Annotated in this window: 6 protein-coding genes and 2 tRNA genes; 2 read left to right on the top strand and 6 right to left on the bottom strand. The window is 66.5% G+C overall.

Going from position 1 to position 7,369, the window contains the following annotated elements:
- Positions 1-113: 113 nt before the first annotated feature.
- From clpX to ACFXB5_RS18385, 5 genes are all read right to left on the bottom strand, one after another.
- A complete protein-coding gene (gene clpX, locus ACFXB5_RS18365; RefSeq protein WP_059145704.1) occupies positions 114-1,400 on the bottom strand; it encodes an ATP-dependent Clp protease ATP-binding subunit ClpX in 1,287 nt (428 codons plus the stop codon).
- 181 nt (positions 1,401-1,581) lie between these two features.
- Positions 1,582-2,253: an ATP-dependent Clp protease proteolytic subunit gene (locus ACFXB5_RS18370; RefSeq protein WP_201849566.1), complete on the bottom strand. Its 672-nt coding sequence runs from the start codon at positions 2,251-2,253 to the stop codon at positions 1,582-1,584.
- Between the two features lie 46 nt (positions 2,254-2,299).
- Positions 2,300-2,914 carry an ATP-dependent Clp protease proteolytic subunit gene (locus ACFXB5_RS18375; RefSeq protein ID WP_385208766.1) on the bottom strand — a complete coding sequence of 205 codons (615 nt, stop codon included), beginning with the start codon at positions 2,912-2,914 and terminating at the stop codon, positions 2,300-2,302.
- Positions 2,915-3,189: 275 nt separating this feature from the next.
- Positions 3,190-4,626: a trigger factor gene (gene tig / locus ACFXB5_RS18380; RefSeq protein ID WP_385208768.1), complete on the bottom strand. Its 1,437-nt coding sequence runs from the start codon at positions 4,624-4,626 to the stop codon at positions 3,190-3,192.
- Positions 4,627-4,782: 156 nt separating this feature from the next.
- Positions 4,783-4,859 (bottom strand) — tRNA-Pro (locus tag ACFXB5_RS18385).
- Between the two features lie 179 nt (positions 4,860-5,038).
- Between ACFXB5_RS18385 and ACFXB5_RS18390 the strand changes: the two genes are divergently transcribed.
- Positions 5,039-5,112 (top strand) — tRNA-Gly (locus tag ACFXB5_RS18390).
- Positions 5,113-5,242: 130 nt separating this feature from the next.
- On the opposite strand, the gene ACFXB5_RS18395 is transcribed toward ACFXB5_RS18390, so the two are convergent.
- A complete protein-coding gene (locus ACFXB5_RS18395) occupies positions 5,243-5,437 on the bottom strand; it encodes a hypothetical protein (RefSeq protein ID WP_385208770.1) in 195 nt (64 codons plus the stop codon).
- A 616-nt stretch (positions 5,438-6,053) separates the two neighbouring features.
- On the opposite strand from ACFXB5_RS18395, the gene ACFXB5_RS18400 reads away from it, so the two are divergent.
- Positions 6,054-7,226, top strand: a complete 1,173-nt coding sequence (locus tag ACFXB5_RS18400; protein WP_385208772.1) for an acyltransferase family protein — start codon at positions 6,054-6,056, stop codon at positions 7,224-7,226.
- The last annotated feature ends 143 nt before the right edge of the window (positions 7,227-7,369 follow it).

A 7,369-nucleotide genomic window follows, 5' to 3' on the forward strand; every position in this document is an offset into this window, starting at 1 on the left:
GCGCGTCAACTGTTTACCTTTTGGGGGGTGTCGGATTTTTTGACCCCCGCCCCGGCGCCCCCGGGCCCAATCTTCGTACGCCCTCAGCGGGGCGGCTGCGCGTTCGGGTGCGGCTACGCGCTCTTCTCGTGCCGCTCGCCCGGCTCGGTGCCGCGGGTGCGGGGCACCAGCGTGGGGTTCACATTGGAGTGCACGACATCCTCGGTGATGACGACGCGGGCCACGTCCTTGCGGGACGGCACCTCGTACATCGCCGACATCAGCACCTCCTCGATGATCGCGCGCAGGCCCCGGGCCCCGGTGCCGCGCAGGATCGCCTGGTCGGCGATGGCCTCCAGGGCCGGGCGGTCGAAGTCCAGCTCCACCCCGTCGAGTTCGAACAGCCGCTGGTACTGCTTCACCAGGGCGTTCCGCGGCTCGACGAGGATCTGCAGCAGCGCCTCGCGGTCGAGGTTGTGGACGGAGGTGATGACCGGGAGACGGCCGATGAATTCCGGGATCATTCCGAACTTCACCAGGTCCTCGGGCATGACCTCCTGGAACTGGTCGCTCGCCTCGATCTCGCGCTTGGAGCGGATCGTGGCGCCGAATCCAATGCCCTTGGCGCCCGCCCGCGACTCGATGATCTTCTCCAGACCGGCAAAGGCACCGCCCACGATGAACAGCACATTCGTGGTGTCGATCTGGATGAACTCCTGGTGCGGGTGTTTCCGGCCGCCCTGCGGCGGCACCGACGCCGTGGTCCCTTCCAGGATCTTCAGCAGCGCCTGCTGAACGCCCTCGCCGGACACATCGCGGGTGATCGAGGGGTTCTCGCTCTTGCGGGCCACCTTGTCGATCTCGTCGATGTAGATGATGCCCGTCTCGGCCTTCTTGACGTCGTAGTCGGCGGCCTGGATCAGCTTCAGGAGGATGTTCTCCACGTCCTCGCCGACATAGCCCGCCTCGGTGAGCGCGGTGGCGTCGGCGATGGCGAAGGGGACGTTGAGCATCCGGGCGAGGGTCTGCGCGAGCAGGGTCTTGCCGGAGCCGGTGGGGCCGAGCAGCAGGATGTTGGACTTGGCCAACTCGATGCCGTCGTCGCGGCTGTGGCCGCCGTTCTCGCCCGCCTGGACCCGCTTGTAGTGGTTGTAGACGGCGACCGAGAGGGCCTTCTTGGCGGCCTCCTGGCCGACCACATAGCCCTCGAGGAATTCATAGATCTCGCGCGGCTTGGGGAGTTCCTCCCAGCGCACTTCGGAGGTCTCGGCGAGCTCCTCCTCGATGATCTCGTTGCAGAGATCGATGCATTCATCGCAGATGTACACACCCGGGCCCGCGATGAGCTTCTTCACCTGCTTCTGGCTCTTCCCGCAGAACGAGCACTTGAGCAGGTCGCCGCCGTCACCGATGCGTGCCACGAGGTGCTTCCCCTTCGCCTTGGATCCGCTTTGCTGCGCGGATCCGGGTGCTTGCGCTGCGCTTTCTGCTTCTTTCCCGATGGGCCGGGCCCCCAGCCCTCTACGACGGTACCTTGCCGGGCCCCCGGTTCGGGCCCCCCTTGGACCTACTCGGTCCAAGGGGGGTGTTTCCACCGAAGATTCAGCCGAGACCGACCGAGGTCTTACGGGTGGAGACGATCTGGTCGACAAGACCGTACGCCAGGGACTCCTCGGCCGTGAGGATCTTGTCCCGCTCGATGTCGTCGCGGATCTTCTCGATGGGCGTCGTGGAGTGCTTGGCCAGCATCTCCTCGAGCTGCGAGCGCATCCGGAGGATCTCGTTCGCCGCGATCTCCAGATCGGAGACCTGGCCGCGCCCGGTCTCACTGTACGGCTGGTGGATCAGGATCCGGGCATTGGGCAGGGCCATCCGCTTGCCCGGCGTACCGGCGGCGAGCAGCACGGCCGCGGCGGACGCCGCCTGGCCCATGCACACCGTCTGGATGTCGGGCTTGACGAACTGCATCGTGTCGTAGATGGCGGTCAGCGCGGTGAACGAGCCGCCGGGAGAGTTGATGTAGACCGAAATGTCACGGTCCGGGTCCATCGACTCCAGGCACAGCAGCTGCGCCATGACGTCGTTGGCCGAGGCGTCGTCGATCTGGACGCCCAGGAAGATCACGCGCTCTTCGAAGAGCTTGGCATACGGGTCGTACTCGCGGATGCCCTGGGAGGTGCGCTCGACAAAACGCGGAACGACATAGCGGGATTCGGCCATCGGGCCGGTGTACAGGCCGCTGCCGGGGAAGTTGGTCATCTGGGTCTTCACCATCCTGTGGCGATCTGAGGGCTGGAGGTCGGCTACGGGACGGCGGGACTCAGGCCCCGGTGCCGCCCCCGCCCGGAACGCTGGAGGCGGACGTCATGACGTCGTCGACCAGGCCGTACGCCTTGGCCTCATCGGCGGAGAACCAGCGGTCGCGGTCGGAGTCACGGACGATCTGCTCAACCGTCTGACCGGTGTGGAAGGAGGTCAGCTCGGCCATGCGCTTCTTGGTGTGCAGCAGCCGCTCGGCATGGATCTTGATGTCCGAGGCGGAACCGGCCAGACCCGCGGAGGGCTGGTGGATCAGGATCTCGGCGTTGGGGAGTGCGAAGCGCTTGCCCGGGGTGCCCGCGCTCAGCAGGAACTGGCCCATCGAAGCGGCGAGGCCCATGGCGATGGTGACCACGTCGTTCTGGATGTACTGCATGGTGTCGTAGATCGCCATGCCCGCCGAGATCGAGCCGCCCGGGGAGTTGATGTAGAGGTAAATGTCCTTTTCCGGATCGGCGGCGAGCAGGAGCAGCTGAGCCGTGATCTTGTTGGCGATGTCGTCGTCGACCGGCTGGCCGAGGAAGATGATCCGCTCACCGAGCAGCCGGTTGTAGACCTGGTCGCCGAGGCCACCGACGGTCGGCTCGCCGGCGGCGGAAGGCATCGTATTCGTCACGTATCCACCTGCTCGTCTCTGACGGCTGACTGGCCGTCTCAGCGTCTTCTTCTGGGGTGTGGGGCCTGGCCGCCGATCTGCCGGCGGGCTCGCGAGACTCCCCTGCCCTCGTATCTACGGACCCTAACGCGCTGGTCGGCGGGCGCCATCCCGCATCAGGAACTGTTCGCTCTGAGCGCATGTCCCGGCGCCGGACCGGCGTCGCGGAACACGAACGGGCCCGGACGCGTGCAGACGTTCGGGCCCGTTCGTACGGGCTGTGGAGCGGACCGGGATCAGCTCTCGGTCTTGTCCTGCTTCTCCTCGGACTCCGCGGGCGCCTCGGCGGCCTCCGCCTCGGCCGCGGCGGGCTCCTCGGCGGTCTCGGAGGTGGCCTCGACCGTCTCGCCGGTCTCGTCCTCCTCGTCGTCCAGGTCGACGGTCTCGCCCTTGTCGTCGACGACCTTGGCGGCCTCGACCACCACGGCCAGCGCCTTGCCGCGGGCGACCTCGCCGACGAGCATCGGCACCTGGCCGCCCTCGACGACGGCCTGGGCGAACTGGTCCGGGCTCATGCCGGAGGACTGCGCACGGCGCATGAGGTGCTCGGTGAGCTCCTCCTGGCCGACGGACAGCTGCTCCTTGTTGACCAGCTCGTCGAGGACGAACTGGGTCCGGATGCCCTTCTCGGCCTGCTCCTTGAGCTCGGCGTCGAACTCCTCGGCGGTCTTCTCCTGCATCTGCAGGTACGAGTCGAGGTTCATGCCCATCTGGGCGAGCTGGTGGTGCTCGAGGTTGTGCTTACGGGTGTTGATCTCCTCCTGGAGGAGCTTCTCCGGGATCGGCACCTCGACCAGCTCCAGCAGGGCGTCCAGCACCTTCTCCTGGGCCTGGGTGGCCTGCTCGAACTTCTTCGACCGCTCCAGGCGCTTACGGCTGTCGCCGCGCAGCTCCTCGAGGGTGTCGAACTCGCTGGCCAGCTGGGCGAAGTCATCGTCGAGCTCGGGCAGCTCACGGGCCTTGACCTCGGAGACCTTGACCGAGACCGCGGCCTCCTTGCCCTGGGCGGAGCCGCCCTTGAGCTCGGAGGTGAAGGTGGCCTCGCCGCCCGCCTCCAGGCCGGTTACGGCCTCGTCGATGCCGTCCAGCAGCTCGCCCGAGCCGATGGTGTAGGTGACGCCGGTGGCGACGCCGTCCTCCAGGACCTCGCCGTCGACCTTGGCCTCCAGGTCGATCACGACGATGTCGCCCTCGGCGGCGGCGCGCTCCACCGGGCTGGTGGTGGCGAAGCGCTCCCGCAGCTGCTCGACGGACTTGTCGAGGTCCTCGTCCGAGACCTCGACGGAGTCGACGGTGACCTCGATGCCGGAGTAGTCCGGGATCTCGATCGCCGGGCGGATGTCCACCTCGGCGGTGAAGGTCAGCAGCTCGTTGTCCTTGAGCTCGGTGATGTCGACCTCGGGCTGGCCGAGCGGGTTCAGCTCACCCTCATTGACCGCGTCGGTGTAGAACTTCGGGAGCGCCTCGTTGACGGCCTCCTCCAGCACGGCGCCACGACCGAACCGCTGGTCGATGATGCGGGCCGGGATCTTGCCCTTACGGAACCCAGGCACCGTGACCTGCTGGTTGATCTTCTTGTACGCCGCGTCGAGGCTGGGCTTGAGCTCCTCGAAGGGCACCTCGACAGTGAGCCGAACCCGGGTCGGGTTCAGGTTCTCCACGGCGCTCTTCACGGTTTCGGTCTCCTTGGGGGCTGACGTGTGGTGTTCAGCTGCGGTGCGCTGTCGCGTCGCAGCGGATTCGCGTCCGGTTAAAAAGACACAGACACGCAGCTTGCATAGTAACCGCAAGCATGACGGGCCCCACAACGCGATCTTGACGCCTGTGGATGGTCGGGGTGGCCGGATTCGAACCGACGACCTTCCGCTCCCAAAGCGGACGCGCTACCAAGCTGCGCCACACCCCGTCGGTGCGACACGTAGGGTACATGCCCGCGGACGCCCCGGCTGCCGGTTATTCGACTGGTGGGCAAGGGTGTGCGGGGAACGGTCGGGAACCGCTACGATGCATGCCGTGCCGCGATCCGGGCGATCATGCCTGGGCGGAGGTGTCCGGGAGACCGGTGCATCCGTGTACGCGGCGTGTGCGGGCGTAGCTCAATGGTAGAGCCCCAGTCTTCCAAACTGGCTACGCGGGTTCGATTCCCGTCGCCCGCTCCATAGCTTTCGGCCCGGCCCGGGGAGTGCCCCGAGCCGGGCCGTTCGCTTTTGCGCACACTCGCGCGTCCGGGCATCCGCCCCCCGGGACGCGGGGACGGATGCCTCGGGAGTCGATACCAGGGGTCGGCGATCAGGGGTTGATGTCGGCGATGGCCTCGGCGGCCGAGTCGAGGAACTTCTGGATGTCCGGCGCGATATTGGACGAGGCGAGCAGGAACCCGAAGAGGATCGCGACCAGGGCCGGTCCCCACTTGATCCGGCCATTACGGATCATGAACACCAGGATGATGCCCACCAGCAGTACCAATGACAGGGAAATGGCCACAACATCCCACCCTCGGTCGCACACGTCTCACAGGCCCCGGAAGCACGCGACCCCGCACACCCCCGCAGCCACCATCGTGCCATCAACTCCCGCCGCTCAGCAGTGGGGTGGAGCGATAAACGGTCACATGTGCACACGGTGCCCGCCCCTCCGGTACCCGTCCGGTAAGCGTTCATTCAAAGGGTTACGGGTGACACTCCCCACAACTCGGCGAGCCGCCCGACCGATAAATTCCGATCACCCCGGATGACCTCGGGCGGGAATTCGGAATTCACTCGGCGGTCACTCGGCAGGGTGACAAAACATCAATGAATCAGACATTCCGCCAGAGCCTCCTGCGGGGCATATGCCCCAATTAAGTGGGATGAAAGACATCAGAACGGACAGTCTGCGCCCGGATATCGAATGATCGCATCGCTTTGTCGACTCCTCGGTCGACTTACCGGGGTCGACTATCGGCCGCGGCGTGAAGACTATGAACGGAAAGCAAACTGAACGAGGTTTTACGCAATACAGGTTTCGGCGCTATCGTGCCTCAGATGTTTCACGCTGCCATGACTCCCCCACGCGCAGTGAGGTCCCGGGTGGTCTCCCCCAGTTCCTGGTGGGAGGGCCTGTGACCAACTCCCTGCGCCCGCACGGTTATCAGCGGACCCCGCTCCCCCAGGAGGCGGCGCCCACTCCCCCCTCGCCACGGGCCGAAGAACCAGGGCAGCAGGCGACCACCCGCGCCTCCCCCGCCGGGCAGCAGCCCAAACAGCGGGACGCGTTCTTCGACAACGCGAAGTACCTCGCGATCGTGCTGGTCGCGATGGCCCACTCCTGGGAGCCGCTCACCGACACCAGCCGCACCGCGGAAGCGCTGTACATGGTCGTGTACACCTTCCACATGCCGGCCTTCATCGTGATCTCCGGCTACTTCTCGCGCAGCTTCGACATGCGGCCGGACCGGCTCAAGCGCCTGATCACCGGCATCGCGGTGCCCTATGTGCTCTTCGAGGTCGCGTACACGCTGTTCAAGCGCTGGGCGGACGACGACCCGACATACGACTTCAGCCTGCTGGATCCCTGGTACCTCACCTGGTTCCTGGTCTCGCTGTTCGTATGGCGGCTGACCACTCCGATCTGGAAGCTGGTGCGCTGGCCGATCCCGCTCGCGCTCGCCGTCGCCACGCTCGCGGCCGTCTCGCCCGACATCGGCGACGACTTGGACATGCAGCGGCTGCTGCAGTTCCTGCCGTTCTTCATCCTCGGCCTGTGCATGAAGCCCGAGCACTTCCAGATGATCCGCCGCCGCTCGGTACGGATCGCATCGGTGCCGATCTTCGCGTGTGCCTTCGTGTTCGCCTACTGGGCGGCACCGCGGATGAGCTCGGCGTGGTTCTACCACCGCGACAGCGTCCAGGAGCTGGGCGCGCCGCCGTGGACCGGTCCGGTGATGACGCTCGCCCTCTTCGGCTGCTCGGTCGTGCTCGTCAGCTGCTTCTTCGCCTGGGTGCCGCGGCGCCACATGTGGTTCACGGTGCTGGGCGCCGGAACGCTGTACGGCTATCTGCTGCACGGCTTCCTGGCCAAGGGCTCCCGGTTCTGGGGCTGGTTCGACAAGTACGAGTGGCTGCACAAGCCGCTGGGAGAGATCGCGGTCACGATCATCGCCGCCACCGTGGTCACCGCGCTGTGCACGCCTCCCGTCCAGCGCGCCTTCCGCTTCGCCATGGAGCCGAGGATGGCCTGGGCCTTCCGTAAGGACCCCGCCGAACAGGCCCGCAGCCGTACGACGACGGGCTAGCGCGCCAACGGCCGCCACGACGCGAAGGGCTGGCCCGTGGATCCCCACCGGGCCCCCCCTTGTCGGGGGGTCCACGGCGGAACGACCGCGCATACACCGCGGCCGGCCAGTGGCGTAATAAAAACTTTACCCGCCGACCCATA

This window comes from Streptomyces sp. NPDC059455, from assembly GCF_042750115.1.
In the GTDB taxonomy this organism is placed as follows: Bacteria; Actinomycetota; Actinomycetes; order Streptomycetales; family Streptomycetaceae; genus Streptomyces; species Streptomyces endocoffeicus.